We start from the raw sequence: 26,268 nt of genomic DNA, 5'->3' as shown, positions 1-26,268 counted from the left end.
TAATTTAGTTAAGTTATAAACAATTACTATCAAACTGGATAAAGAGTTAACTAATTTCAATCGGTGTAAACCTGGTATAACAAACTAAATTATTTCAACTCGCGAAATATAATCTTGTCGAAAGATTTTTAAGAGTTCATTGTGAGTCGTTCACAAATAGAGTGAAGTTAAATTGCATTAACCATCTTAGAGAAATTTGAGGTGAGGATTGGAATTTTTAGATTAATCTTATAACCAGTCAAACTCTATTTAACATAATATACATTGTGCGTAGTTATGTGTGCTAATCGTTATGGATAGGTTTAGGCTGCTTTCAAGGATAATTAAGCATTATCATCCATAAGCGCTCTAAATTAGTTAATTAACTGGGTGTTCGTACGTAAAATCTGACGCCTATTGCCTTAGTTGTATCTCAGATTTCACGTACAAGCGCCTAAGTTTTACACTAAATGATCTAAGGGTTTGTTAGCAGCACTCTGATGTCGTTCAGTTTGAGTGGTATGTAAATACTGAGATGTCGTGTCGATACTTTCATGACCCGCATCAGCTTGCACATGTGATAAAGGTCTTTGATTAATGTTGATGTCATGAGTGATGCCAGTATGACGAATATTGTGCGCTGTTAACTTTCGCATTAAATCACTATCTTGCTCAAATCCATCTTCTAGTGCCTTATCTGCAGCTAGGTTTATCAACGAATCAATTTCTTCGCGTATTTGTCTTATGCCAAGGTTGGCATTTAATACACCTGAATCTCGGCCGTGCGCAGCAGCTTTATGTCTGATAAAGATTGGATGTTGTTCATTGATAGAAGGCAAATCTGATAAGCCAAGGTATCTCCGGTATTGCTTTAAACCATCTAGTAATGTCGTTGAAATAGCAATACTTCTCGCTTTGCCGCTTTTAGAATAAGGAACATAAAAGTACCAAATACCGTTATGAACATCTTTTCTAAATTGGCTCATCATTGGAGAGTAACCAGCGCGTCCACTAATTTCTGAAATACGTAAATAACAGCTATACAGGATGTTAATTAAAAACAAGCTACGTTGGTGCTTACTGGGTTCTTTTTCTGCCAGCTCTGAAACTGTACTTACTACATAGGACCACTGTAGTTTGGTAAACGCATGATTATTATCATCTTCATTTTTAATATATTTGCGATTGATTGCAAAACGACTGTGCTTAAACCAGAGTTGGGCTGGATTCCGTTCGGTGTATTCTTCACTAATTAGGTAACCATAAAATGACGATAAAATTGCAATCTTAGTTTTTAATGCATTTTCACTTAGGCTATATGGCAACTGTTTTCCGAGTTGCTTTTTACCAACAAATGGTCTCCAGGCTGAGTTTGGGTAGCGTATTCCAGTCGTTTTTTCTGTCTTAAATTGGGCTACATTAAAGTATCCAACCAGTTCTGTGGGTGGATTTTCACAATAATTTATATACCGTGCAATATCCTTTCTTGTTACTTGAATCGGAGATAAAACAGCAACATCAAAGCACCAATGCAAGTAAGTTGTAAGCTCACTTCGATAGGCTTTATAGTTATTTTCTGATTGTTTTTGTTCATATAACCAGTCTGAGCAATGCTCAATAATAAGGCCTGCATCAGGGACATCTTTTAATGACACCGCAGTGATATGCTGGTTGATAAAGCTGTTACCGGAAAGAATAAAGTCAGCAGAATCAAACAAAGGATAAACAGGTGGTTTCTCGAAGTACATAATATTATCTATCTGAAATTATTGATAAATAGTAGCACAATTCGTTAATGCCGATAACGTTATTTATCGGCATTAAAACTGATACTATTTATATAACCGCAAATATTTTCTTGAGTAATGTCTCTGCATTCGTTGGTTTAACGATATAGTCAATAGCTCCAAGTTGACGACATTCTATAAAGCTTTCTTTATCCGTTATGCTGGTTAGCATAATTATTGGTACATTCTCCAACTGTTCCATACTTTTCATATTTTTAAGAGTCTGAATTCCATTCATCACTGGCATATCAATATCTAATAATATCAATTCTGGTTTACAACTTTTAAGTTTATTGATTGCCGCTGCGCCATTAATTGCCACTTCTACATCAAAACCTTTCGGTTTCAATATTGTTGTAATGATCTTTAACATCACATTTTGGTCGTCTACGACTAGTACTAGGGGCATCTTTTTCTTATAGCTTGGCGCAGCTGCCCTAACCTTGGTACCTATTTCATTAAAATAATTTTGGTTATGCGCTTTAAAATTTTCAACTTTGGGTTTTATTTTTGCTACATGATTTTGAACCTTTTCACTTTCTTTACTCATATCACCATTACATAATTTATCTATCTCATTAATGAGCTCATTGAGTAAACTATGTTGAACCCCTTGTTCATCCACTATTGAGGTTTCAACCTCATGTAATTGTACTGATACGTACTGAAGTTTATTAATAATGGCTTTTTTGTCTTCTTCGTAAAAATGGACTTTATCTTGGCTTGTCAGTAAATCACACATTTGAGTTATAGATAGTCTAATGCGGTTCATATCGTAAACCGGTTTATAGGTTTCATAACTGTAAAAGCGCCCTTTTGAACATTCAAAATAGGCAGCTTCACGGTGTTCTCTACAACAAATTAATAACGATAAATATTTATCACTTAGTATTTTTTTTGAATTATTTAATGAAACTATAATTTCATTAAATTCGACTGCTTCCTTTGGTTCTTCAAAAGCATATATAAAAAGTGTTGGTTTAGATTTATCTTCCATAAATGCAATGAATTGGTCTTGATTAGTTTTGATATCACAGTACAAAATCCTCTGATATTTATTTCTGAGAATTTCCTGTACCACTTTTTTGATTTCTATTGATTGATAGAACACCACAACACTAATCATATTATCCATACACTACCCTTTTATGTTTGTTAGAGGATTTCTCGGGCTTCTAATACTTGTTTTATTGAAAGTAGCTGTCCATCTATTAATTTAATCTGGCTTTCAATCCCTTCAAAGTTATTATTATTTTTTTCAATCCATTGAAACAATTCACCCAGATTAATCGCTCCACTTGAAACAGAAGCGCCTTTCGCTGCATGGCTTTTACTTCTAATAATTTCTGGCTGCTTGCTATCTAGCGCCTCTTTGATCGCCTGAAAGTCTTCGATCACACTTGACCAAAACATAGTCAAAATTTCATTAGTAATTTCTCGGTCATCTGTTCCTATTACAGCCTCAAGTTTTTTGAAATCTATAGCTGAATCATTTAATGTCGTGTTATCTTTTTTACTCGGCAGTTTCTTTTTTGTTGAATGTATGAGCGAAATATACTTAGTTAAGGTATCTCGTAAAACTTTAATTTCTATCGGTTTGGCAATATAGTCATTCATCCCTGCTTCAAAGCATTTTTCTGACTCTCCTACCATTGCATTAGCTGTTACTGCAATAATAGTTAACGGTTCCATGTTCCTTTCAAGCTCAATGTTACGAATGGTTCGTGTTAACTCCAACCCATCCATATTAGGCATATGGTAATCTGTCAGTAATAAACCAAACCTCCCACTTTTCCAAAGTTCAAGAGCAATTACCCCATCTTCTGCCATTTCGAAAGCATATCCTAAGCTTTCGAGTTGCTTACCCAGTACCAATCTATTTGTTGGCTGGTCTTCTGCGACTAATATGAGAGTGTTACTCACTTCAGCTTCTGCTTTCGTTTGTGGAATTATTTTTGTTGGTATTTCAGTATTTACAGTTGACCAATCGAGTGTCGGGCTTTTCAATCCACACAATATAGCCAGTCCAAAGATAAGTTCTGTAGGTTTTAATGGATGATTACCGACAACAAAAGAGTATGGATCGATATGGCCTTTTGTTTTAATCGGATCATCATTTAAGAATAACGTTTTAACTTGCTGAAATTCTTCTGAATACTTAAATCTCTCGCTATCTGAAATAATAATGGCAGGCTTTATAGATTGTGTTATTAACTCGTAGGAGTCATCTATGACTTGAATTTTGTCATGATTCAGTTGAGACAAAATAGCTAAGCAATTTGCTGACAAAAAGGTATCTGAAGTTGTGATAAAAATAGAGAATGGTGAAAAGTCTAGTTGCTCAAATTGGGTGACTGAAGATGTTTTAGTATTGTTAGGTAATGTTACTTTGAATGAACTACCTTTTCCTAGTTCACTTTGAATTGCTATGTTTCCTTTCATGAGCTCTGTAAAAGATTTGGTGATACTTAAACCAAGCCCTGTACCACCAAACTTTCTTGTTGTAGATGAATCGGCTTGCGAAAAAGGCACAAACAGTTTTCGTTGTTGTTCTTCCGAGATACCAACACCATTATCAATAACCTCTAGTGAAATACTATCATTTGTATAGTCTGTTTTAACAATAACCCTTCCCTGTTTATTTTCTCCTCCCGAAAACTTAATCGCATTACCGACGATATTTAGCAGTATTTGCCTGACTCGAACTGAATCAAGCATCAGCTCTATCGGTGTTAATAAGTCTGGTTCAATATATAAATCGACATTTTTATTTGAGGCACTTATCCATAGACTGTCCATTGTTTTCTCGATTAACGACAAAACATTACAAGGCACGGTATCAAGTTCTAATTGTCCAGATTCAATCTTAGAAAAATCAAGAATGTCATTAATAATATCCAGTAACGCAAATGATGAATCACGAACTGTAGTAAGCATTCTTTTTTGATCAGCATTAAGTGATGTATTTCTTAGTAAATCAACCATGCCAATCACGCCATTCATAGGGGTTCTAATTTCATGGCTCATGGTGGCTAAAAAGCGGGATTTAGATTGACTAGCCTGATTGGCTGCTTGAGTTTCTTTTTCAAGTTTCTGCTGAATATTTTTTTCATCGGTTAAATCAATATTAATCCCATACATGGTGACAGGGTTATTATCTTCATCTAACGATAAGTCAGCTGAACACTGTATCCATTTTACCGTGTTCTTTTTGCCAACGACTATTCTAAACTCTGTTTTTATGGAACAAACATTTTTAATTGCATCTGCAACTTCTTGCTCTGCTTTATCAACATCATCAGGATGCAAAGCATTTTTCCAATCGTCATAAGATAAGGGCTTACTTGTATCGATCTCATATAAATCGTACATCCTCGGATCCCATTTAAGAGCGCCTGTTGTTATGTCGAATGACCAGTTACAAATACCTCCAGCTTCGGAAGCTAAATTGATGCCATTTAATAATTTGTCACGCTCATTTTTAGCATTAAACAAATCTTCGGCAAATTCTTTTTGCTCTGTGATGTCCTCGACAACAGCAATGAAAAATTTAGGTTCAAAACTCTCAGCATCTCTAACAAGAGAAACAGAAAGGTTTGCCCAAAAAACTGTGCCATCTCCTCTGATATACCGTTTATCAGTATTAAAGAATGACTTTTTATCTTCAAGCAAGTCCTTTATGTATTCAAAGGATTGAGCGACATCTTTTTTGTATGTCACGTCTTTAATTTTTTTAGTTAATAGAACTTGTTCTTCATAGCCCAAGATTTCACACATCTTGGTGTTTACTTCTACAAATCTTGAGTCAATACCTATACGTGCAATGCCTACAGCAGCCTGGTTGAACGCTGTTCGGTAAATTAATTCTTGTTCATGGAGTTGAGTCTGTAATTTAAGTTCACGCTGTTTGGTCAACTCTTGGAAAGTAATGTCGCGCATTATAGCTACAAACATCATTTCCGATTCAAGCTTGGTTTCCCCAACGGAAAGCTCTATAGGTATTTGGTGTCCGGCTTTATGTAAACCATATATCTTTTGAGGGTTACCAATATAATCTTGTAGCCAGTCGCTAAATGCAGAAGTTCCTACCGGTTGTTGATTGTTATATTGAAGGTTCAATAATAATATGCTGATGTTTTTGTCTATTAATTCACTTTGAGTTCTTCCAAAGATCAACTCCAGCGAACGGTTAACATCTTTTATAGTACCTCTTGAATTTAATACAATCATTCCATCTAGCGCCGTATCAAACACCGCTCTTAGTCTGTCAGCTGAATCCTTTGACTCTTTTGTTCTTTTTTCAAGTATCGAAGTCATTTCCGCCGTTGATGCTTCTTCTTTTCTTTTCTCCTCAGTAATATCGGTCTGAACACCGATGTAATGGGTTAGCTCTTTATTACTATTGTAAACAGGCCCTATAGACAGATTGTTTATAAACTCATTTCCTGTTTTAGTATAATTAGTAATGACTACGTCACAGGCTTTTCCTTTATGGATTGCATGAGAAAGGTGCTTAATTAAATCTTTTTCAGTATTCGGTCCCTGTAAAAATCGACAATTTTTCCCTAATACTTCTTCAGCACTGAAGCCAGTAATAGTGCTAAAAGCTTTATTGATAAATATAATCGGTTGGCCTGGGAGTTGTATATCTACAACTACAATCCCTGTTTTTATTGAGTTAATAGCACTCCTTTGCAACTCTAGTGTTTGTTGTTGGTAAAGGCTTTTGCTCAATAGTTTTTCACTTTCTACAAACTTATGCTGCAAGTCTTCAAGTAGTATTCTGGTATGTGAATCAAGGTGCTTAAAACTGTTAGTCGTAAGTTTACCTTTTGACAAACCAATGATTGTGCTTGAGATTTTATTAAGAGGATAAACTAAGTTTTTGTAAAGAAAATAACCAAGAAAACTGAGTAGAACAAAAATAAAGATAAGCAATAAATACATATTTTTGTTTAACAATTCAGCCGCTGAGAAGATGTCACTTTCATCTATTCTAATTAATGTAGACCAGCCAATACCTTGTAATTCCTTATAACCAGAAAAATGGTTATAAATCGTTATTTGTTTCTTTTCATTTATTTCGTGGTGTGAAAGTTCTGTTCCAGAAAAGCCTGCGATGGCGCGATCTGCTCCTGTAATCTTTAAGTCAACAAGGTTTGTTTTGTTTAAGATATTAAAATCGCGTATGTATGCATCTTGTTTTTTTGCTATAGGGTCATAATCAACAAGTAAATACCCTTTATTATCAATTAAGGAAAGTTCAACATGATATAGATTTTTCTCAACTAATTTCTGGTACGTTTCTTTAAAAATGTCCTCAACGATATTGAAATCTACAATATTTACCCAGATCCCCACCATCTTATCCTGGTCATCAAATATTGGGCTTCCGAACAAAATATCATAACTTCCTGGCTGTTTATCTATAAATTGCCTTTGTGGACCAAACATAAATACATGATTGTTTCGGTTAACTTGGTAGTTTCGTATTGCTTTAAACCAATCCGCATTCGCAATTGTTAATTGATCTAAGCTAGTCGAGGCTACAAACTTGGAATCTGAATTACGATTTGTTTCTGCTAACACTTTTCCTTGTAAATCCAATATTGCTATTTTTTTGAATGAATACCGATTCTCTATTAAACCATTAAGTTTCGTTGCTAATTGTTCTGAAGAAACTGATTCAGTAAAATCGTTTTGAGTTACCTTTCCTAAAAATAATGTCAGCAATTCACTATCGTGGTAACGCTCATGGAGACTTTTTTCAACAAGCCTAGTTAACTGTTTTGCTTCTTTTTCATAGAAGGAAATTGTCCGCTGTTTTAATAAACTATTGCTACTCAAAGCAAAAATAACAATTCCGATTATCAACAACATCGACGCGAGAATAAAAGCTGCAGAAAATTTTTTATTCAACTTGTGCCTCCTCTTGATGGTTACCGAAACTTAATCCAACATCATTAATGTTTTTTATCATCTCTTCTGCAGGTAATGGTTTAGAAAAATAAAAACCTTGTGCAATAGAGCAGCCAAGTTTTTGAATTAAACATTTGGTTTCAACATCTTCAACACCTTCTGCAACAGCGAGTAAATCGAGGTCTTTGGCTAATGAAATGCTCCTACTAAATAACGCTCGTGATTTTGGATTATTGATGATATTTGACACAAAACATCGATCTATTTTTAACTCATGAAAAGGCAACATATGAAGTTGTTCTAGTGATGCAAAACCTGTCCCAAAATCGTCAATAGATAATTTAAACTTCATCATCCGTAACCTCAGTAGCGCTACGATCATCACCGATGGATCTGATGGAATGGCGGTTTCGGTTAACTCACAGGTAATAGAACTATTGGCAATTCCAAGTGCGCAGGCTTGCTCTTCAATCCATTGCGGCAATGTTTCATCACCAAGAATTTTACCGGACAAATTTATAGACAGATTTAGGCTTAGGTAAGGTTTTTTTAATCTAGAAAAGTATTTAAAAGCGTCCAAGATAACCGCTTTGGTCAAGGGAATAATTAAATCAGTATCTTCAGCTGCATTGATAAATTGTGCTGGAGATATAACGTTTTCACCATAAACAATTCTAGCAAGTGCTTCAAAACCACAGACTTGATTGGTTTTGAGGTCGTATTGAGGTTGAAGGAAAGCTTTTACATGGCCTTGTACTAAATGATATTGCAGTTGTTTATAGGTAAAAGTGACCAATTTTTTTTGTTTAGGAAAAATTTTTATCGAGCTGGCTTGTTCAATAAAATCCTTAAGCATTACTGAAGTTATTGGTTTAGGCACAATATCTAAAATATTGAGGTGGTAGTGTGTTGCTAATACTTTTGCTGAGTTTAAGAGCGTCTCATCTTCCCCACTAAAAAGTACAATTGGACTCGTGTATTGAATCTCAATAAGGCGTTGCAGAAGATATAACCCATCTTTTACGGGCATATTTAAATCACAAAACACAAGGTCAAATGGTTGCGATTTAATTAATGTAAATGCTTCAAGTCCATCAGAAGCTTCAGTGATTTGATAGGTACCGAGTAACTGCAGACTTTTAATAAAAATTTGCCTGATTATTTCCTGGTCATCAACTACAAGTATGGAATGTATTTCTCTAGTCACTATGCCTACACTTTCTGAATTTCCTTTTCATAAAATAAGTATAGACAAATATGAATTAAAACAAGTAAAAAACAAATTGTTGCTAGTAAACTGTAGGTATAATTTATCTGTTCATGTTTAATTGAGAATAGTTGTAATTAAGATTCAATTTCACAGCGAGTCAATTTAACAATCAGCTTATGAGTGTTCTAAAAGCTGACATTATGCGGCTATAGTACTATTTCATACAATTTTGACTTAATTCATTTGGATTTGATATTAGCTAAAAACACTTTCTGATTAACATCATCAGTAAGCGTTAATCACTAACAAGTTGGCGCTAAAACGATTAATAAAATTAGTTTACCTATCAACACCTTAGTCTAACTCAACAGCCACTTCATTGCTTGTTCTTTGTCTTCAAAGAATTTAGAGTCACCATTAATAAACCATTTCGCAACTTTGCCAGCCACCTCTTGCCAACCTTTATTACCATAAATAGCTATTTTTTGAAATTCGTTACCGTGTTTGAGTCCCAGTTTAAGATCATCCCAGGCAGCTCTTATTTCCCATCCATTCAATTCAGTACCATCTATAAACACATTAACTTTGGGATGTTTAACCTCCGCTAAAGCTGAGTCTATGATCGGAGAAATAGTGAGATAATCTTGATGAGTTAGTGTGCCTTTTGCTTTTAATGACAAGAAAACATCATTGTTGACTCTATCGACGCCGATAGAAAAGCCGTGGGTATCATCAGACATATAAATACTCCTGTTTTGCCAATATTTATATCAAAAAAATGAATGAAATTTGTATGGAATACGTACAATGTGAATATAATATATCGACAAAAAAGCAGACTGCAAATCTTTTATGGTCTTATGGTAATCATTAATTGTATTCCCCATCGATAAAGACTTTCTTTGTCAGTGAGCCATGTCTTGAGCTCATGGTTCTTAGCCTGACTAACGTGCGTTAATGTTTGCTGTTTTATCATAGTCAAATCATTATAACTGCCTAATATGATTTAAGTGATCAACCATCACAAAACATAATTCAATATATTGTATGGCTTCAACCTTACCAACTTCATAACCTTTAGCGTGGGCAACTTTGTTTCTCAGCACACGTAATTCGCTGAATAATTTTGCTTTTTTGGTATCGATGATATGTTCAGAGACTAGTGTTTCTTCAATGTCTTTGTATCGAGTATTGGAATCCAATATGACATTGGGTAATTTAATTCGGATAAGATTTTCAGCGGCTTTATCAACTTCACTCCATGCTTGTAAAATTGATGAATTGGGGAGGTTTTCGACTGAGGCTATAAGTACGGATTTTTTATCGATTTCCAGTTCAGGAAATGCACCTTCAGCTTTTTTGGAAACCGCTTTTAATTCTTGGCCAAACTCAATTTCAAAATCTTTAAATTTGAACTTTTTAGCAAGCGGAATAAGCGCCGCCAAAGGTTTTTGAAGTGTAACAACACTAAAAATAAAAACTAACGGCCAAGCTAGTTTATCTAATAACTCTATAAAAAATTGCATTCCATTCATTAACTGACAAATCCTTTATTCACAGTATCTAAATTAAGTACTTACATTTGCTGCCTTTCTTCTACACACTCGTATGAACCCATTTCAAATTCACGACATACCCATGGTCGATTTTCATAAATAGTACACATTAAGGTCTCTCTATCAACTGCAATACACCATCCATCATCTAGGCGTTTCATCACTTCTCCGCCCCATTGGTCTTCACCAATATACTCTTCAGGTACGCCCGTCTCGGAGATTAAAATCACTTCTAATTTACAACAACATGCTTTACAACCAGTACAGGTAATATTGGGGTCAATATCTGTGCTATCTATACTTAAAATTTCAGTGATTTCTATTTTCATATCAGCCATTGCTATAGCGTTTAGCTGTATTTTAAACAAATAAGCTAAGTGTATTATCTTTGGCAGATGATACCTTAGCCCAGTGTTTATACATAACTTAAAGACCTATTAGCGTGATATTTGCTGAATTAATTAACGGATACATTAATAAGTTAGTGACTTAACCTCATCTATTGTTAAATACCGCCATGTTCCAGCAGGAATATCTATCGTCAAGTTACCAATATTTTCACGGTGTAACTGTCTAACTTTATTTCCTACAGTAAAGAACATTCTTTTGACTTGGTGGTAGCGTCCTTCTGAAATAGTCAGTAAAACTTGAAGTTCCGCAATTGAATCATGGGTTGAATCTACTTCTATGTGCTCAAGCTTAGCGGGTAACGTTGGCTTAGATTCCCCCTGTAATAACAAGCCTTCAGAAAACCTTTGTGCTACACCTTCTATTAATGGTTTTGCTAATGTGACTCGGTATGTTTTCTCACAATGCGTTTCTGGTTTCATGATATTAAAAGACCAGCGGCCATCGTCAGTGATAAGCACTAAACCCGTCGTGTCAGCATCCAATCGCCCAGCGATATGAAGTTCATCCTTATTTTCAATTTCAAGATAATTTAAAATTGAAGGATAATCTCCATCTACATTCGAACATATTGTATCTACTGGCTTATTAAACATTAAATACCTAAAAGGCCTTGGGACTAATTGCTTACCTTGATATTCAATATAATTATTTTCATGCACTTGATAGCGTGCATCTGTAATCACATCTTGATTAACTCTTACTTCACCTGATTCAATACAAGAAATGACAGATGGTTTACTCAATTGTGTACTACGTAAAACGAATTTATCAAGTCGCATATGGTTTCGTTATTTCCTACTATGAGTCAGCTAGAATCATTGCTTTTATCTTAAAAGCCTTTTCAAAGTGATCTAACTGATGTGTTTCAATCCACCATTTTGCAACTTGCATCAATTCGACAGGGTTATCATTTTTATTTGCGAAAAAAGCGTAAAAAGAGAGTCCTACATTATCTCCTTTTTGTTCAATTTTCTTATCGCAAATGGTCATAATACGTTGACGTAATTCTGGGCTCATAGCTATCTCTTATTGAATCTGATCCAGTTAAAACATGAATGCTTCAAACAATTTAGGCGCCGATGAGTTTACGTGAATGTTTGTATAATAATAGCTGTGCCAGCTTAGTAAACATTACACTCGCGACTATGGAACTGATTAAACTCAGTAAACCGTATAGTAATATCTCTGTGGCACTTCTATCAATCAAAAACCAATCTTGTACCGCGTAAATGACCCATCCCATAAAAAAGACATGTAAAAAGTAAATCGAAAATGCCATATGACCTAAAACTGTTACCACTCTATTGGTACTAACTAGTAAAGGATTTATATCAGTGTCTTCTTGGTCAACAAGCCAATGTAATCCGTATAAAACTGTGGCTGCAATTATCAGTTTTTGTACGTATATTAACGATTGCCTTAATGAAAACCAGCCTACGTCAATAAAGTCATAGAAATAGCTGCAGATAATCAAAACACTTAAGATGACTAATACAGTCAATAGCGTTTTAATATTTTGACTAATCCAATGCAGTATTTTTTCATAATAGGCACCGGCAAACATACCTAGTGTGTAAGCACCTATAAAGTAGATAAAGGTCTGCAATTTAATAAAGTCAGGGAATGGACTCCGCGAAATGATAAGCGGTAGTAATATGATGGCAATTGTGACTAATGATAACCTTGGTTTTTTCACGATATGCCACAGTAATGGTGTCAATAAATACAACACCATTAACACAGGAATATACCACATATGAATAGATGCTTTTCCCATCCACACACTAAGTAAAAATTGTTTAATTGCCCCGTTTGTTTGCCAGCCTCCATAAACTGAAAAGTAGAACAAAGACACTGCAATATAGGGCAATAACACATTGAGAAGCTTGCTTAAATAGAACTGTTTCCATGAACGTTTCATGAGTATCAAACTGAATAGCAGACCAGATATAATGGCAAAGTAGAGTGTAGAGCCATGAAAAAGCATTTCTGTGACTGAAAACAGCACTTCTAAACCAACAGAGTCTAAAGAGCCCGTCCAGAAAATCATAAATGACCATGCATGCGCACCAACAATGGCAATGATGGCTAAACCTCTAAACAGATGTAATGGCTGATTGAATTGTAAATTATGATTTGACTGTATATTTTTCACAGCTTCAATAGCATTAACAATGTTGGAGTCAGCAACACTATTTAGTTCATCATTTATTGAAGGAGCACAATGGGGATCAGGTTTTGATGAGTTGTTCGTTTGTTGTTTTAAATCTTGTTTCAATTCTAGTTTTGAAGAACGTGTCGATAGATGTTTAGATGACATATTGCTTTCTTATTAGCATTACCTTAACTAGCTAACCTATCGACTGCATAAACATTATTCAATTACATACGATTGCATCTACATGATTTAATCGTAGGTCAAATTATAAATACAATAACACCACAAAATTAACACGCCCAAGTAAAACGCAATCAATTTACAAGGTGTTATCGATTCCAAATCGCAGGCTCGCCTATCTTCTCTACTAAGAAATCGATAAAGACTCTTACCTTAGCACTTAAGGCATTAGCCTTGGGGTAAACCAACCAAATAGCAGTTTGATCGTCAATATGATATTCCGGCAGTATATGAACTAAATCGCCTTGTCTTATTTCATGTGCGACACTCCAATAAGAATTCATTGATATACCGGTTCCTGCTAAAGTCGCAATTTTCATGCTGGTACCATCATCACAACTCAATCTTACCCTGGCATTTGATGGTGGAAATACAGAGCCATTTTCCTCATTATTCTCTGTTCTTGTCAATTTTCGACCTTTAGCATCTTTAAACACAATCAATTGGTGTTCTGCCAATGATTCAGGCGTTTGCGGCGAACCGTACTTTGAAATATAGGCTGGTGATGCACATAAAATTCTATGATCATCCGCCAGTTTTCTCGCTCTTAAACCGCTATCTTTTACTTCAGTATTTCGAAGCGCGAGATCAATACCATGTTCGATAACATTGACCTGTGTATCGCTTAACTTGAGTTCTAAATCTAACTCTGGATACATCACCAAAAACTCTGGTAATACTGGCAAAATATACAATTGCGCAAAGGTATTTGATGCCGTGAACCTTAATACGCCTTTTACTTCATTAATTTCAGTGCCAATGGCAGCAATAGCGGCATCTTGTTGCACTAAAATTTCTCTAGCATAAGGCAAAAATCCCTCACCTTCGGTAGATAACGACACCTTTCTCGTTGAACGGTGTAATAAATCAGTACCTAATTGATTTTCAAGCTTAGATAACCTTGCCGATGCGATTGCAGGTGAAAGCCCTAATTTACGCCCCGCAGCGCTAATGCTTAATGATTCAGCGACTTTGACAAACAAACGTAAACTTTCTGTATCCATATAAAATTATCCAATTAATCAATGTTTTATTATTGCGCTGATATATGCCGCTTTAAACAAGTCTAATCTCAAACAAGCAATTAGAAGACCAAGTGATACTAAATTAGTTAATAGAAATGCTTGATTCTCTTTATCAAAAACCATTGTTCACTAATTTTTCTTAATGGCCTAGTTTTTAGTTATGTAAGTAACACATTAAATATTTGCATCAAATTCATACTAGGAAATAACAAGGACAACAACCATGGAATATAAGAACTTTACAACGTTCAATGTTAAAACAGATAACGGGATTGCTTGGGTTACGATTGATTTCCCACCTGTAAATGTCCAAGGACAAGAAATGCTTGCTGATCTCAACAGTTTAGCATTGCGTTTAGAGCGCGATCGAGAAATAAAGGTTGTTGTTTTTCAATCTGCTCACCCAGAAATTTGGGTATGTCATTACGACACTAACCTGTTAAGAGACATGTCAAAAGAAGCTGTATCTCGCGAAGAAGCAAAATTACTCGATCTACAATCAGTCCTAGAGCGAATTAGTCGTTTACCTCAAGCCACCATTGCAAAACTTGAAGGCTTTGCGCGTGGCGGTGGACATGAGTTTGCTTTGGCTTGTGATATGCGTTTTGCTGCACGAGGAAAATATAAATTTATGCAGATGGAAGTCGGAATGGGTATATTACCCTGTGGCGGTGGTGCATCTCGTATGGCTCGCCAAGCTGGCTTAGGCCGTGCGCTTGAAATTATTCTAAGTGCTCGAGATTTTACAGCTGACGAAGCAGAAGTATACGGCACTATCAATAAAGCATTGGAGCCTGATGAAATTGGTGAGTATGTTGAAAACCTTGCACGCCGCATTGCATTATTCCCAGCTGAATCTATTAACGCTTGTAAACAAACCGTTTATGAATCAATCGATAAACCTATTGAAGAAGCGTTAAAAGCAGAAGCGTACTGGTTATATCAAGCCACCAGCAAAACATCTGCGATTACCCGTTTTACATGGGCTGACGAGCAAGGCGCTCAGTTTGAAATAGATAATCAACGTAATTGGGAGCAATTAGTCGTTAATGTTCAAGAAGTTAATGATTAATGACTTAAGCCATTAAAATCTTATTTAAAAAGGGTTTCAGTATGTCTGAAACCCTTTTCTCATTTTATAGAGATGTCACTGTACTAAAAGGTATAATCTAGTTTCACCCAAGCCGTTCTACCTGGCTCATTAACTTGAAACATAGGTTCGCTACCTGGAATATCGTTACCTGCACCAGAGCGACTAACATGTTCAGCGTAGGTAATATCAAATAAGTTCTCTACTCCAAAGCTGACTAGCAAGTCATCATGCTTCCACGAACCGTTTACTGACAAGGTACCAAAACCGCTACTCTCACCCAAATCTTGACCTGAAATATTACCTTGGCCAATGGCCACTCGATCTTGAGCCGCGACCATTCGCCAGAACAATCCTGCGGTCCAATTATTAGATTCGTAATTAACAGAAATTCGCCCTTCAAGTGGTGAAATCTGCCCAAGTGGTGTGTTGTCAGTATCGTTATCGCCATGGCTATAACTAACTGTGGCTTGCGCCGACCATTGGTCATTAAAAGGATACATAACCCCAAGTTCACCACCCCATATAGTCGCATCGACATTGTAAGCTGATGTTTTGGTGGTGTTGGAGTCAATCAAGATATAGTCATCAACTTTGCCATAATAAAAGGCCGACGACACTTCAACGATATTTTGGTAAATCCAGCCAAGGTCGATTTGTGTGGTTTTTTCTGGTTCTAAATCAAATGCCTTATTAGACATATTGCCATCATCAGCCTTCATGAATTCCCAATAATCAGGGATCCGCTCAGCTCTTCCGCCACCAATATAGTACTGACTATTGCCTGAAGTATGTTCATATCGGATAAAACCACTCACGAGATCATCTTCGCGTTGACCCTTTTGGCCTACGTGCAGTTCTGTATCCCACTGATCAACTCGTAAACCCGTTAAGATTTTTCCCTGACTTGATTGATAACTCATATTGTAACTTGCTTCAAAAAACAAACCGATATTTTGATAACTCATGTTTTCATCAAATGGCTTTGACAGTAAATCATCAAGACCATTATCAATATCTTTATCTATGCTTCTGCCTTCATGATTACTGTCCATGTAATCAATACCAATGACAGTGTCCCAATTATCACTTAAGGCTAAATCAAACCACAAGTGACCACCTGAAGTTTCACGACGAACATTCACGCCTGAATTAACACCCTGATCAAACTGATCCATGATGTGATCATTTTCATTAGTATAAAGTTGAAACTCAATAGTATTAAGCCAAGATAAGTCAAAGTCGCGCTGCCCTAGCAAGGTGTAGTTCTCATTATCTATTTGACGAGCTTTATTGGCTCTATCAGCATATTCGGCCTCACCGCTTGAGCTTCCATATGATAATTCAACAACTGTATCTTCATCCGGAGTCCAGCCAAGCGCCACATTATAATTATTACGGTCATAACTCGACTGCACCTTATTACCATCACCATCTTCGTAATGATCGCTTTGAGACTTATTCGCATCAAAGTCAATATAATGCGTTTCTGTTCCTGCTTTAATTTCAACTAAATAGTCTTCTCTTCCAAAAGAGCCGCCAGTCATGCTGACTCTTCCTTCTATATCTTTTTCTGAAAAACTATGGCGATCTTTTTCGAATAGCACAGTACCCGCCGAACCAACTGGCCCGTATTTAACTGTTTGCGGTCCTTTAATCACAGTAATTGCATCATAAGCTTCTGGATATATATAAGCCGTCGGTGGATCCATACGTCCGCCACATGTTCCGTAAACATGTTGACCATCATCAACAATGCTGACTCTTGAACCGCCCATGCCTCTCAATGATGGGTCGCCACCGGCACCGCCTTTACGGCTAATACTAAATCCTGGAATTGTTTTTAAGAACCCTGCACCATCATACGCAGGTAAAGGTAAACGCGGTTTTTTAGGATCAGTTGTGACTTTTGTTGGTTCACTCATCAGCTCACCAGTAACAACAATATAATCATCACATTTATCACCATCACAGCCTTCTTGTTGATTTTTGGATGGGTGATCGGCAAAAGCGACTTGGGGGGTTAATACTGCAGCAATCACTGCAGCTAATATTGTGGTGTTATGTTTCATCGTTGCGCCCGTTTTTTATTAATATAGGCACTTTTTCTCAAACTTCCTTACTTTGCTCAACGAGAATTTTGAACAGTGCGACAATGTGTCGCAGGCGGATTTGATGCTCGTCACACATCTGATTTTATTGGAGTTTTCATTAGCATTTGATTGTTTATTTTTTTAGGATTCATTGACACTGCACTTGTCACAAGTCATTAACATAGGTAGGATTCTTTAAAAAAGAATATTCAAGTTTAAAGGGGACTTAACTACATGGAAAGTGGTAGCGCTACAAATAAAGACCAAAGTGAACAGCAAAGTTTAACTGATATACAACTTAAAATTGAGCAACTTATTCAGCAACAGCCCGCCAATAAAAAACATTGGTATCAAAATCCAGAAATGATTGTTGCTTTCTCAGCGTTAGTCATTGGCATAGTGACGACATTTACTTCAATCTATTCCGCCTCTATCGATCGAGCCTATGCTCGCGCTTCAGTATGGCCTAGTGTTGAAATTGCCCGGAGTCATGATAATGACTTGTTCAAATATATTATTTCTAACAATGGTACTGGTCCAGCCATCATTAAGTACGCAAAAATAAAGCATGGCAAACAATACCTTTCAAAGTGGCGTGAACTCGATATTTTTAAAACAATAGTGCAATCTCATGTCGGGAAGACTGTTTTACCTGCACAGAAAACAATAAATCCTGTCATTTATCGTGGCGATAAGGTTGATAACATTCTAGCTGCTGATAATTTAATTTCGATAGAGCTATGCTATTGCTCCATTTATGATGAGTGTTGGCTCGTTAATCGAGACAATAACCCACAAACTGTCAGCCAGTGCGTTATTGATAACAATCAGCGTTTTTTACAATAAATGTCCAATAGATTGAGTCAGTAATGGCAGCAATTAACCTCTTAACATTAAACTAACCGAGCTGAGTAGCATTCAGCAATTACCATACCCGGTCACCGTTATGTGTTCATTAATTGCACATTAAGATGTTAAATCAATCAAATATCACTTTAATCAATACATCGAATTGAGAACAGCCTTAACTAGCATCAAAGGTTGGCATAATGAACACACTGATTTTGTACTGCAGTCTGCTTTAACAGTTGGGTAAACTGTGCCTTACCACCAGCTCTTTCATTATCGAGTAGTTTTTCCATGTGCTGTGCTTGTGAAACCACCTGCTCCATAGCCATTTGTCTGGCTTGAGTTTCTGATTGACCCGTTAATACTAATTGCTCAACAAGATTAGAGTAGTTTTCATAGACGACCCCTTTGTAGAAGTCAGCTTCTGTTGCCATTGGTGTATGCGAGTAGACAATTGAGCAACTTACTGCAGTTTCAATATTGGCTCTAGCTTGATCGATTTGAATAACAACTGATTGCTGAGTTGAGTAGCTGGCATTCGCTGCCACAGAGAAAAAAGCAAACATGGCAACCATCATTAATCTTTTCATATTGTTTTCCTTTTAAATCAATTCTTGTATGCAAGTACAGTCGTTTACTGTTACCACTTTATCTGGTTCCAAAGTTTAATAGTTACCTTTATATGCCAGTAATTGTAATTGTATTTTTTAGCTAACGTTTATCTGAGTGACACTCATTGATGCTTGTTATCTCGCTATTCAATTACGCTATACAATTGCCTCATACAGCTTCTCAATACAATCACGTTTTGCGAATCAGCTAATTTGATGACTATTTTACCTACTTTTGCTAAACCTAAGCTGAACAAGTCGTTAACTTTCTAAACTCACTACAGATGTTTTAAATTTTCCTCATTTCAATTGCGAGTAAATAACCTACAAAATGTCTAACATTTGCACGAATAAACGGAAAATATTGCCAATTTCACGGGGAACACTATAATACTGTATAAATATACAGTTACTTTAGAATGTGAAATTTATGAATGTCATTCCTATTTTGGCTAGCGCAGGGATCACTGGATTTGAATCCCCAGCCGCCGAGTATCGCCAACTACCATTAAGTTTAGATGAGCTACTAATTGAGCACCCAAGTGCCACCTTTATAGGTCAAGCTAGTGGAGACTCGATGGAGAAAATAGGGATATTTGATAAAGACATTTTGATTGTGGACCGCCATGTCAGTGTTGAAAACCATGATGTCATCGTGGCGAACTATAACGGCAGCTTTGTCTGTAAGTTAATTGATACTAAACGTCGATTATTGCTATCAGCCAACGACAGTCACAATAGTGTTTTAATCCAAGAACACGATAATTTTAGCGTTGAAGGTGTGGTGATCCGTTCTATCCGTTGCCATCGCCAAAGCCCGATACTTGCAGGTGATTAGATAATGTACGCTTTAGTCGATGCCAACTCTTTTTACTGCAGTGCAGAACAGGTCTTTAGGCCAGAGTGGCGCGGTCGCCCTATTGTTGTGTTATCTAACAATGATGGCTGTATTGTCGCAGCTAATCGCCAAGCAAAAGCACTAGGCATTGGTAAGTTTGGCCCTTTCTTTGAAGTAAAAGATCTCTGTCAGAAGCTTGGGGTCATTGCACTCTCGTCTAACTATGAATTATATGGTTCACTTTCTAACAGTATGATGGAGGTGATTGGCCGTTTTGCCCCCGAGCAACACATATATTCCATCGATGAATCCTTTTTATCCTTCAAACAAAGCTATCCTGCCATTCCCTGTCTGCTTACCCATGCTGCGCATATTCGCCGTGCTGTATGGAAAGAGACTCGCTTACCCGTTTGCGTGGGCATAGGTGAAACCTTAACCTTAGCCAAAGTAGCAAACCATGCAGCAAAAAAACTTAATGGCTATAACGGCGTGTGCTATATAAATTCAGCCCAACAGCGACACAATATTCTAGCCAGCATGCAAGTCACTGATGTATGGGGAATTGGCTCTCGCATTGGTAAAAAGCTGCGACAAATGGGGATCCATAATGCACTAGCACTGTCTAAGCTCCAACCCGGACTTGTGCGAAAAAGCTTTAGCATTGAAATAGAGCGCACAGTACGCGAACTTAACGGTGAGCAGTGTAAAGGCTGGGATAGCGCTCGCGCAGATAAACAACAAATCTTTTCAACCCGTAGTGTCGGCGAACGTATCACAGATAAAGAATCTTTACTTCAAGCCTTGAGTAAACATGCCGCTATTGCTGCAGCAAAAGCAAGAAAACAAGGTTCAGCCGCCAGTAGCTTACTGATTTTTGCCAAGAACTCGCCCTATGATGAACAGCCTAATGGCTTTAAGTACCACTATCGCTGCGCTTCCCCAACAAATGACAGTTGTGAGTTAATAGGACATGCAACACGTATCGGCAGTCAGTTATTTAACCCCAATACTCGCTATTACAAAATCGGTATAGGATTGCTCGACCTATCACCAGTTCAGCATTTACAAGGCGATTTATTTACTCCACCTAAAGATCCCGCTTTGATGCAAGTTTGCGACAACCTCAATCAACGTTATGGAACTGACTCCATGTTTGTTGCTGCACAGGGTATTAGCGGTAAATGGCATATGCGCCGAGATTTGCTTACCCCCCAATACACCACTTGCTGGCAAGACATTCCTCAAGTGAGTTGTCGTTAATCTCAAGCAATAAAGAAAACTGGATAACAAACTAGTTTGATACCAAGACTACTAGCAACATTAAACACCCCGCAAATGAACACCTTCGCAACACAGCAACCACCTAACCTGATCAATTAATGCTGTTTTTAGCGTTTAACGTCTTCAATATGCATAAACCTCGATGGGATCATTGTTTTAACGGTGAAAATATAGACAATACGCACCTTCAAATTTTTTCGGATTATTGTGCGTGCCTGAGTTTGCTTTAAATCAACTGTTCTTTGTTCAACTACTTGGATTTGTCTCAATGGCGATTGGCTGGTGGGCAAACACTCAAAAACAAGACTGCAAATTTATTCACGGCAATATGATAGCTGCTATATTGACGGCAATTCATTTAGGCTTATTAGGTAGTTTTTTAGGCATGGCGAACCAACTCGTTAATGTTATTCGCTTTCGTTGTTGCCAAAGCATGAATAAACAAGATTCGACACAAATGTCATTTTCCTCAGCATTACTTTCAACATTGTTTTCGCGATTACTCTCTCGCTCAATCATGACTATAGCGTTTAGTACGGTAGCTATTGTACAAGGTTTACTGTGGGCGGAGCATTGGAGTGAATGGTGTGCCGTGGCTGCTGCTGTCGTTATGAGCTTTAGTTTATTCTATTTTGCAGGAAGCCAGTTAAGGCTCGCAATGCTTGCCAGTAATGGCTTGAATTTAATGCTATCAATATATTTGATGTCATGGTCAGGAATGCTGTATCAAGTCATGACTATTATGATTTTGTCCCAAGGGCTTATTCAGCATTATCTACAGAGTAAAGCGACAATTGAAACAAACCATGCGCATGCTGAGCTGGTTAAATAACACTCACTAAATGCAGATATTTAAAACTACCTTTCAACAAAATAAAAAAGCGGCCTAAGCCGCTTTTTTATAAATCGTGCATATATTTAAAGTGAATGCAGGGTAATAAATCTCTTAACCAAAGTTCAGGTTAATAAGTTTAAGCCAGCGCAGAGTTACCCGATTCTTGCTTGAGTCCTTGCTCTTGTTCTAATACTTGTTCGCTATGATCAACCATAGTCACAACAGCAGCATCACCCACCACATTGGTACTGGTACAGAACATATCAATGATGCGATCAAGTGCTGCCACGATTGCTATCGCTTCAATCGGAAGGCCAAGTTGATGTATAAGTACACCGATCATTACAATTCCGCCACCAGGCACGCCACCAGCGCCAATCGATAGTAAAAATACAGTGAAAGCCAACACCGGCAGTTGATTCATTTCAATTGGGTTTCCAAAAGCGTTACCAACGAAGAATATCCCCACTGTGATGTAAATCGCTGCACCACTCATGTTCATGGTGGCACCCATTGGTACGCCAAAACCAGCAATACTTTTCTTAACACCAATCTTTTCAATCAAGGTACGCATCGTAACAGGAATTGTCGCATTTGAGCTTGCTGTAGAGAGCGCAAACAAGAACTGCTCACGAGTATGGCGACGGAAATCAGAGGCTGAGGTTGCAGTCGTTAAACCAATAATGGTTGGGTAAACCACAAGCGCCCAAAATGCGAGCAAGCCAATCACTAATACCATGTAACTTAATACGCTCATAAAGGCTTCTGGAACAAAAGTCGCACCTAATTGAATCATTAAAGCGAATACACCGTAAGGAGCTAACCCCATAACCACAGTGATCATCTTTAACATGATTTTATTACCTTGCTGAAAAAAAGTAACAGTTGGCTTAACAGTATCGCCTAGGGCTTTAATTACACCGCCTGTCATTAGTGCCATGAAGATAATTTGTAGCATGTTGCCTTCGGCAAAGGCTTGAATAGGGTTACGTGGAATGATATCAACAATCATACCTAAAAATCCTGGTAACTCTGTGGTGACCAACTCTGCACTTTTATCGCCGGTAAGTAATAAGCCCGCCCCAGGTGCAAACCAAACTGACAAGGCGATAGCTACAATAATCGCTATCACGGTATTTAATAAATACAACAGGAAGGTTTTACTGCCTAAACGACCAAAAGATTTAAGATCATTTAATTCGATAATGCCCGTTACGATACTGAAGAAAACCAGTGGCACAACCAACATCATAATCATCTGAACAAACATGCTGCCGATGCCTGCAGCAATATCTACCAAGGTTCCATTAACAAAACCATCATTTGCGAAGCCGTATTGAAATAAGGTTCCAATAAACAAGCCAGCAAACATCCCCACAAATATTTTTACTGAAAGCGATTTAAACATGATTGATCAACCTTTGGTTTTTATTCTTAATCCTTCCATAGAATTAATTCCATCGGTATTCAAAATTGACCATCTGAAGGCCTATATCAAGCGATGACGGCTCATTTAATATTAGCCATACGCTAAATCAATCTTTTTTTAACATAATTAGCTAGTGAAATTTACTGGAACTGCATCAATAACTCCCCCATGGCAATCCTTATCACTAAAAATAAAGGCAGAAGTAGTCATTCACTCTGGCTAGCTAACATTTTGAGCGCGTTCAATCGTATTTCCTCTCCATTGTAGTTAATCTTATTCGTTAATAAATTTGAAGCATTTGTATTAGTCCGCAGACAAGCTTAACTGCAGGAAATAAAAAAGGGAGCCAAAGCTCCCTTTTAGATATCACTGTAAACTAAGCGTAGTGAATAAATCACTCAACCTAGCAGTACAGAATTAAAATCTATAATGCATTTAGGTAGGCCTTTAAAGCTTTAAGTCGGATGGTCGCGCCGCCAATAATGTCCATAAAGCCTAAGAAGTTAGCTGGTTTGTCAGCTGAAATCCAACCTGAACCCGTTGCTCCAATAGGAATTGAGTAACCTTCAGGCTCTTCAAACTCAATGATTACCGTACGTCCATGACTACCTGCATTATTACCTACATGCTGCCTTACATGCTGTGTTCCTGCCATAGGACTAATGAGTGACTCCCCAGTTCCTGAAGTGACACTATGAACTCGTCCACGAAAAATTTCACCAGGAAAAGCATCAACATAAAACTCAGCAAATTGCCCAGGCTTAATGTAACGATAAGATTGATCCGCAATGCGCATTTCCAAGAACTTCTTAGAAGTATCGTAAAGATGCATGTTACCAATTCGACTCCCTACTGCCACATTGGTGATAGAAAGCTGACCGTCAAATTGCGCTCTGATCTCACGGCGCTGATCGTTCCATTTTGCAGAACTAATTTGTGCATCAAACGAGCGAAGTTGCGAACGATGTGTTTCTAACTCAGCAACAACGGAAGCAATTTCAGCTTCTGTTGAATGTATTTTGGCCTGTAAATCATCACGCGTCATTTCACTGGCGTAATCGCGTAAATCAGTAACACGTACAAAATTACGTTTATCATTGTTTAGCGTGACTTCTAGAGCTTGCATACGCAGTTTTAACGCTTCTTTTTTAGCAAGCTCAGCGGCTTTTTGAGCGATAAGAGAGTCTATTTCTTGCTCACTGTCTATCGACACCAGTTTATAAATCAAATCACCCTTTTTTACTGTTTGATTATGGGTTACATAAATTTCTTCAATTTCTTGACCGAATAATGGACTCAATACCGCATGAGGTGCCTTAATGGTTGAGCTATCTGTTAAATCTGCTGGCGACCAAAAGCGGTGACCAGTAAATAACATGAAAGCAATAAAGATACCTAAACCAACCGTTCGAACAGCGTTTGCAAGGTTCCACTGAATAACACCTAACTTAACGAGTAACCAAACAATTAATACATATGGGAGCATTATTTCTTTCATTTACTTATCTCCTTTTATGCCATTACTGATGATGCTTGAAAGCCTATTAGCTAGTACGTCCCAACGACCAAATGCAATAATTATCGCCAATACCCACCATGCTTTGTCGATGAATAAACCACATAAAGACAATGCAAATACAATTTGAGTATGCGCACTCGACATCGCTTCAGCTTTATGAACAGCCACTTCATGTAAGCGCCAAAACAACAAGAGTGTGTAGCAAATAATGGCGATTGTGACTACAAACACAAAGCCCATGAATAGCTCTGAATCGAGTAAAGCTAATATGCTTGGATAACCATTAACAAAGTAGCTTTCAGGTAATGATTTACCGTGGATTTGGGTTAATAATGAAAATAAATAGCTCAAAAGGCCTAAAGCTGAAAAAGCAGCGATAACAGTGAGACTTTTTTTAAGAAACCTAACCCTAATGTTTGGTTCCGTTGTTGCTGTAGTTGCAGTTTCAAGCTGTTCAGTCATGTATTCCTCGTTAAGTTTTTTTCAACAAATAGAATATTAACAATAACTAAATGTAAAATTGGAATAAGGTATATTCCAAACGAGCTATTTACTTTGCCGGTTAATGTGTTTGCGGAATATATGGTGTAATATGAAGTTAAAGTGTTCTAAATTATCGGTATATTATGGATCTGAATGCACTTAATGTGTTTATCACTCTTTATAGAGCTGGCTCAACCCAAAGAGCAGCGAAACAACTGGGTCGTTCTCAATCATTTGTGTCAAAAATATTGGCTCAACTACGTGAAGAGTTGAGCGATCCATTGTTCATCCGCACTGCAAACGGTCTGCACCCAACAAGCTACGCAGATAAAATTGCGCCTAAAATACAAAGCTCAATCGAACAAATAAACCTTGCACTGGAACCTGAATATTTTGATCCTAAAAATTTACAGTACATTACGGTCCATTTAGGTGAACCATTAATGGTCATGATGGGAAAAGATCTGATCAACGCAATTAGAGCAGAAACAGATGCTGTAATAGAATTAAGACAATGGCGTAAAACCAGTAACGAAGGCTTGATTGATGGCTCAATTGATATTGGAATTCAAACATTAAGAGACAGACCACAACAGCTTTATCAGAAAAAAGTTGCATCTGGTTATGGCTCATTAACAGGCAATAAAAAAGGTGAGTTTGTAAAACTTATCGTTGATGATCTCAATGAGTATGTGGAATTATTCCGTGCAGTAGATGAAAAGTTAACCCCAACCATTCTTGTTGATAATTATACGGTGCAGCAACAATTATTTGCTGATAACTATTCCTATTGTTTCAAACTAGAATCAGATGACAGTCATAAAGATATCGCTGTCGATCTCGCCATCATATGTAGCGCAGCACGCCGCCATGAAGCTAAAGTTTCATGGTTATCTGAACTTTGTCAAAGAGTCACATTACAATCGATAGCTAAAACCTAGCACACTCGCAAGTG

Annotated in this window: 22 protein-coding genes; 6 read left to right on the top strand and 16 right to left on the bottom strand. The window is 37.2% G+C overall.

The window, feature by feature from the left end:
• Positions 1-440 precede the first annotated feature (440 nt).
• The 11 genes from QPX86_RS10255 to QPX86_RS10205 all read right to left on the bottom strand — a co-directional run bounded on the left by QPX86_RS10255 (position 441) and on the right by QPX86_RS10205 (position 14,264).
• Positions 441-1,727 (bottom strand): tyrosine-type recombinase/integrase, encoded by a 1,287-nt coding sequence (locus QPX86_RS10255; protein WP_285162559.1) that lies wholly within the window; start codon positions 1,725-1,727, stop codon positions 441-443.
• A gap of 88 nt (positions 1,728-1,815) precedes the next feature.
• Positions 1,816-2,901, bottom strand: a complete 1,086-nt coding sequence (locus tag QPX86_RS10250) for a response regulator (protein ID WP_285162558.1) — start codon at positions 2,899-2,901, stop codon at positions 1,816-1,818.
• 20 nt (positions 2,902-2,921) lie between these two features.
• Positions 2,922-7,685: a PAS domain S-box protein gene (locus tag QPX86_RS10245; RefSeq protein WP_285165116.1), complete on the bottom strand. Its 4,764-nt coding sequence runs from the start codon at positions 7,683-7,685 to the stop codon at positions 2,922-2,924.
• A complete protein-coding gene (locus QPX86_RS10240) occupies positions 7,678-8,892 on the bottom strand; it encodes an EAL domain-containing response regulator (protein ID WP_285165115.1) in 1,215 nt (404 codons plus the stop codon). The genes QPX86_RS10245 and QPX86_RS10240 overlap by 8 nt, the downstream gene beginning before the upstream one ends.
• Positions 8,893-9,254: 362 nt before the next feature.
• Positions 9,255-9,635, bottom strand: coding sequence for a SpoIIAA family protein (locus tag QPX86_RS10235; RefSeq protein ID WP_285165114.1), 381 nt, complete (start codon positions 9,633-9,635; stop codon positions 9,255-9,257).
• A 246-nt stretch (positions 9,636-9,881) separates the two neighbouring features.
• Positions 9,882-10,430 (bottom strand): DUF4145 domain-containing protein, encoded by a 549-nt coding sequence (locus tag QPX86_RS10230; protein WP_220755318.1) that lies wholly within the window; start codon positions 10,428-10,430, stop codon positions 9,882-9,884.
• Between the two features lie 41 nt (positions 10,431-10,471).
• Positions 10,472-10,780, bottom strand: a complete 309-nt coding sequence (locus tag QPX86_RS10225; RefSeq protein ID WP_220755327.1) for a YkgJ family cysteine cluster protein — start codon at positions 10,778-10,780, stop codon at positions 10,472-10,474.
• A 144-nt stretch (positions 10,781-10,924) separates the two neighbouring features.
• On the bottom strand, positions 10,925-11,641 hold the full coding sequence (locus tag QPX86_RS10220; RefSeq protein WP_285165113.1) for a pseudouridine synthase: 717 nt from the start codon (positions 11,639-11,641) through the stop codon (positions 10,925-10,927).
• 19 nt (positions 11,642-11,660) lie between these two features.
• On the bottom strand, positions 11,661-11,879 hold the full coding sequence (locus tag QPX86_RS10215) for a DUF6500 family protein (RefSeq protein WP_220755316.1): 219 nt from the start codon (positions 11,877-11,879) through the stop codon (positions 11,661-11,663).
• Between the two features lie 52 nt (positions 11,880-11,931).
• Positions 11,932-13,182, bottom strand: coding sequence for an acyltransferase family protein (locus tag QPX86_RS10210; RefSeq protein ID WP_285165112.1), 1,251 nt, complete (start codon positions 13,180-13,182; stop codon positions 11,932-11,934).
• Positions 13,183-13,349: 167 nt separating this feature from the next.
• A complete protein-coding gene (locus tag QPX86_RS10205) occupies positions 13,350-14,264 on the bottom strand; it encodes a LysR family transcriptional regulator (RefSeq protein WP_220755314.1) in 915 nt (304 codons plus the stop codon).
• 244 nt (positions 14,265-14,508) lie between these two features.
• Between QPX86_RS10205 and QPX86_RS10200 the strand changes: the two genes are divergently transcribed.
• Positions 14,509-15,357, top strand: a complete 849-nt coding sequence (locus QPX86_RS10200) for an enoyl-CoA hydratase/isomerase family protein (protein ID WP_285165111.1) — start codon at positions 14,509-14,511, stop codon at positions 15,355-15,357.
• Positions 15,358-15,440: 83 nt separating this feature from the next.
• Here the strand turns inward: QPX86_RS10200 and QPX86_RS10195 are convergent, their stop codons facing one another.
• Complete coding sequence (locus tag QPX86_RS10195) at positions 15,441-17,447, bottom strand: TonB-dependent copper receptor (RefSeq protein WP_285165110.1); 2,007 nt, start codon at positions 17,445-17,447, stop codon at positions 15,441-15,443.
• Between the two features lie 255 nt (positions 17,448-17,702).
• On the opposite strand from QPX86_RS10195, the gene QPX86_RS10190 reads away from it, so the two are divergent.
• On the top strand, positions 17,703-18,314 hold the full coding sequence (locus QPX86_RS10190; protein ID WP_285165109.1) for a hypothetical protein: 612 nt from the start codon (positions 17,703-17,705) through the stop codon (positions 18,312-18,314).
• A gap of 188 nt (positions 18,315-18,502) precedes the next feature.
• Here QPX86_RS10190 and QPX86_RS10185 read toward each other — a convergent pair whose 3' ends face one another.
• Positions 18,503-18,907 carry a hypothetical protein gene (locus QPX86_RS10185; protein WP_220755311.1) on the bottom strand — a complete coding sequence of 135 codons (405 nt, stop codon included), beginning with the start codon at positions 18,905-18,907 and terminating at the stop codon, positions 18,503-18,505.
• 451 nt (positions 18,908-19,358) lie between these two features.
• On the opposite strand from QPX86_RS10185, the gene QPX86_RS10180 reads away from it, so the two are divergent.
• The 3 genes from QPX86_RS10180 (at position 19,359) to QPX86_RS10170 (ending at position 21,879) form a co-directional block, all read left to right on the top strand.
• Positions 19,359-19,766 carry a LexA family protein gene (locus QPX86_RS10180; RefSeq protein ID WP_285165108.1) on the top strand — a complete coding sequence of 136 codons (408 nt, stop codon included), beginning with the start codon at positions 19,359-19,361 and terminating at the stop codon, positions 19,764-19,766.
• Positions 19,767-19,769: 3 nt separating this feature from the next.
• Positions 19,770-21,026, top strand: a complete 1,257-nt coding sequence (locus QPX86_RS10175; RefSeq protein WP_285165107.1) for a Y-family DNA polymerase — start codon at positions 19,770-19,772, stop codon at positions 21,024-21,026.
• 232 nt (positions 21,027-21,258) lie between these two features.
• A complete protein-coding gene (locus QPX86_RS10170) occupies positions 21,259-21,879 on the top strand; it encodes a YgjV family protein (protein WP_259651392.1) in 621 nt (206 codons plus the stop codon).
• Positions 21,880-22,018: 139 nt separating this feature from the next.
• Here the strand turns inward: QPX86_RS10170 and QPX86_RS10165 are convergent, their stop codons facing one another.
• The 3 genes from QPX86_RS10165 to QPX86_RS10155 all read right to left on the bottom strand — a co-directional run bounded on the left by QPX86_RS10165 (position 22,019) and on the right by QPX86_RS10155 (position 25,292).
• Positions 22,019-23,290, bottom strand: a complete 1,272-nt coding sequence (locus tag QPX86_RS10165) for a dicarboxylate/amino acid:cation symporter (RefSeq protein ID WP_220755308.1) — start codon at positions 23,288-23,290, stop codon at positions 22,019-22,021.
• A 445-nt stretch (positions 23,291-23,735) separates the two neighbouring features.
• Positions 23,736-24,809: an HlyD family secretion protein gene (locus QPX86_RS10160; protein WP_285165106.1), complete on the bottom strand. Its 1,074-nt coding sequence runs from the start codon at positions 24,807-24,809 to the stop codon at positions 23,736-23,738.
• Positions 24,810-25,292, bottom strand: coding sequence for a magnesium transporter (locus QPX86_RS10155; protein WP_220755306.1), 483 nt, complete (start codon positions 25,290-25,292; stop codon positions 24,810-24,812).
• Between the two features lie 164 nt (positions 25,293-25,456).
• Here QPX86_RS10155 and QPX86_RS10150 point away from each other — a divergent pair, with 164 nt between their 5' ends.
• On the top strand, positions 25,457-26,254 hold the full coding sequence (locus tag QPX86_RS10150; RefSeq protein ID WP_220755305.1) for a LysR family transcriptional regulator: 798 nt from the start codon (positions 25,457-25,459) through the stop codon (positions 26,252-26,254).
• The last annotated feature ends 14 nt before the right edge of the window (positions 26,255-26,268 follow it).

This window comes from Shewanella goraebulensis, from assembly GCF_030252245.1.
Taxonomy (GTDB): domain Bacteria; phylum Pseudomonadota; class Gammaproteobacteria; order Enterobacterales; family Shewanellaceae; genus Shewanella; species Shewanella goraebulensis.
The sequence above is the reverse complement of the archived record's forward strand: the minus strand, read 5'-3'. Positions and strand labels throughout refer to the sequence as shown.

Excerpts from the sequence above, each read along its gene's own strand:
- QPX86_RS10255 (WP_285162559.1), bottom strand. The coding sequence starts at position 1,727 with ATGTACTTCGAGAAACCACCTGTTTATCCTTTGTTTGATTCTGCTGAC.
- QPX86_RS10250 (WP_285162558.1), bottom strand. The coding sequence starts at position 2,901 with ATGGATAATATGATTAGTGTTGTGGTGTTCTATCAATCAATAGAAATC.
- QPX86_RS10235 (WP_285165114.1), bottom strand. The coding sequence starts at position 9,635 with ATGTCTGATGATACCCACGGCTTTTCTATCGGCGTCGATAGAGTCAAC.
- QPX86_RS10230 (WP_220755318.1), bottom strand. The coding sequence starts at position 10,430 with ATGAATGGAATGCAATTTTTTATAGAGTTATTAGATAAACTAGCTTGG.
- QPX86_RS10225 (WP_220755327.1), bottom strand. The coding sequence starts at position 10,780 with ATGAAAATAGAAATCACTGAAATTTTAAGTATAGATAGCACAGATATT.
- QPX86_RS10220 (WP_285165113.1), bottom strand. The coding sequence starts at position 11,641 with ATGCGACTTGATAAATTCGTTTTACGTAGTACACAATTGAGTAAACCA.
- QPX86_RS10215 (WP_220755316.1), bottom strand. The coding sequence starts at position 11,879 with ATGAGCCCAGAATTACGTCAACGTATTATGACCATTTGCGATAAGAAA.
- QPX86_RS10210 (WP_285165112.1), bottom strand. The coding sequence starts at position 13,182 with ATGTCATCTAAACATCTATCGACACGTTCTTCAAAACTAGAATTGAAA.
- QPX86_RS10205 (WP_220755314.1), bottom strand. The coding sequence starts at position 14,264 with ATGGATACAGAAAGTTTACGTTTGTTTGTCAAAGTCGCTGAATCATTA.
- QPX86_RS10200 (WP_285165111.1), top strand. The coding sequence starts at position 14,509 with ATGGAATATAAGAACTTTACAACGTTCAATGTTAAAACAGATAACGGG.
- QPX86_RS10195 (WP_285165110.1), bottom strand. The coding sequence starts at position 17,447 with ATGAAACATAACACCACAATATTAGCTGCAGTGATTGCTGCAGTATTA.
- QPX86_RS10190 (WP_285165109.1), top strand. The coding sequence starts at position 17,703 with ATGGAAAGTGGTAGCGCTACAAATAAAGACCAAAGTGAACAGCAAAGT.
- QPX86_RS10185 (WP_220755311.1), bottom strand. The coding sequence starts at position 18,907 with ATGAAAAGATTAATGATGGTTGCCATGTTTGCTTTTTTCTCTGTGGCA.
- QPX86_RS10180 (WP_285165108.1), top strand. The coding sequence starts at position 19,359 with ATGAATGTCATTCCTATTTTGGCTAGCGCAGGGATCACTGGATTTGAA.
- QPX86_RS10175 (WP_285165107.1), top strand. The coding sequence starts at position 19,770 with ATGTACGCTTTAGTCGATGCCAACTCTTTTTACTGCAGTGCAGAACAG.
- QPX86_RS10165 (WP_220755308.1), bottom strand. The coding sequence starts at position 23,290 with ATGTTTAAATCGCTTTCAGTAAAAATATTTGTGGGGATGTTTGCTGGC.
- QPX86_RS10160 (WP_285165106.1), bottom strand. The coding sequence starts at position 24,809 with ATGAAAGAAATAATGCTCCCATATGTATTAATTGTTTGGTTACTCGTT.
- QPX86_RS10155 (WP_220755306.1), bottom strand. The coding sequence starts at position 25,292 with ATGACTGAACAGCTTGAAACTGCAACTACAGCAACAACGGAACCAAAC.
- QPX86_RS10150 (WP_220755305.1), top strand. The coding sequence starts at position 25,457 with ATGGATCTGAATGCACTTAATGTGTTTATCACTCTTTATAGAGCTGGC.